The sequence below is a fragment of the Levilactobacillus angrenensis genome (genome assembly GCF_003946085.1).
In the GTDB taxonomy this organism is placed as follows: domain Bacteria; phylum Bacillota; class Bacilli; order Lactobacillales; family Lactobacillaceae; genus Levilactobacillus; species Levilactobacillus angrenensis.
This window is the reverse complement of the sequence record NZ_RHOB01000060.1, coordinates 1-1,055: the sequence shown is the minus strand read 5'-3', so window position 1 is coordinate 1,055 and position 1,055 is coordinate 1. Positions and strand designations below refer to the sequence as shown.

Here is a 1,055-nt window from a genome sequence, read left to right as displayed (position 1 = left end):
TTTCAATGACAACACGGTTCTGGAATGATAAAATAGTGGTGCTCATCAAGGTCCTTCTTTCTAATGGATTGTGTGGTAACACCATTAAAGACCTTGATGGGTTTTTCTGTCCACTTAAATGTTCAATTTAAATTTTACAATCTGCCATTTAGTAAATTCAGCAATTGCATCATCAATATGTTGCCGTACTACCTCAACATGATCCATTTCATCATCTTCTACATGTGGTAAAGGATTACGTGCTCGTCCTACACTTACCCCACGTTTAGCTAAGATTAACTTCATCACATCATATAAATTACCTTTAAATGATGTCAATTTAACTGAATCATCTATTTTCGCCATAGTCCCCACCATTTTCTTGGTTTTTCTTGTTCTTCTATCCTTTTTTGAACTTTGATTTGTTCCTGCAAATTTTCCAACTTCTCTTTAAGAGCGTTCCCGTTCACTTCATCTTTATATTGATTGTCTAAGTGTTTGAATTCTGTTTCCTGTGAGGGCATTTTGAGAACTTTTAATCTGTCGTTTTCTGCTTTGTATTCTTCGAGCAGTTGTTTGTCCTGTAAGGCCAATCTTTGTTGCTGATCTAGTAACTTATGTAACTCTTTCTTTTCAGATTGAATTTCTGATACTAAATTTCGAAGGAATTTCACTTCATCTTGTCCATCAACCGCATCTTTTTTGTTGTCGTCAACATCATCTTTTTGTTGACGGTATCTTGTTGACGAATTGTTTGAGAACATTGCTTTAATAGCTTTTTGCCCATCAACATCAACGTAAACAGTATTACCTTTTGTTGATGTAAATTGACGTAAATCGATTGACGCATCTCTTTTTATCTTTTGCCATATAGCCTGCTTTGAAACGCCCAATTCATCAGCAAGTTCTCTAATTGTTTTAGGCATTATTTCCAAACCCCTTTCGGAGTTCAGCAAGTGCTTCTTGTCTTGCTTGATCTCTTATTTTTTTATCGTGCTCGGCCTGTTTATCAGCCAATGCTTGTTTCTCAGTAGAGCCTAAAGTTAACCCTTTAACCTTGTCAATGGCGCGCCATT

2 protein-coding genes and 1 pseudogene are annotated in these 1,055 nt (G+C 36.1%); all 3 read right to left on the bottom strand.

Features of this window, described 5'->3' with window-relative positions:
• Positions 1-114: 114 nt before the first annotated feature.
• Positions 115-345 (bottom strand): hypothetical protein, encoded by a 231-nt coding sequence (locus EKM83_RS13205; protein ID WP_125577981.1) that lies wholly within the window; start codon positions 343-345, stop codon positions 115-117.
• On the bottom strand, positions 333-905 hold the full coding sequence (locus tag EKM83_RS13200) for a helix-turn-helix domain-containing protein (protein WP_125574589.1): 573 nt from the start codon (positions 903-905) through the stop codon (positions 333-335). The genes EKM83_RS13205 and EKM83_RS13200 overlap by 13 nt, the downstream gene beginning before the upstream one ends.
• A pseudogene (locus EKM83_RS13195) lies at positions 898-1,055 on the bottom strand (replication initiation protein); the annotation flags it as partial. The pseudogene EKM83_RS13195 and the gene EKM83_RS13200, both read right to left, overlap by 8 nt.

Bases quoted from the DNA above. Each gene is read 5' to 3' on its own strand.
- EKM83_RS13205 (WP_125577981.1), bottom strand. From the start codon at position 345: ATGGCGAAAATAGATGATTCAGTTAAATTGACATCATTTAAAGGTAAT.
- EKM83_RS13200 (WP_125574589.1), bottom strand. From the start codon at position 905: ATGCCTAAAACAATTAGAGAACTTGCTGATGAATTGGGCGTTTCAAAG.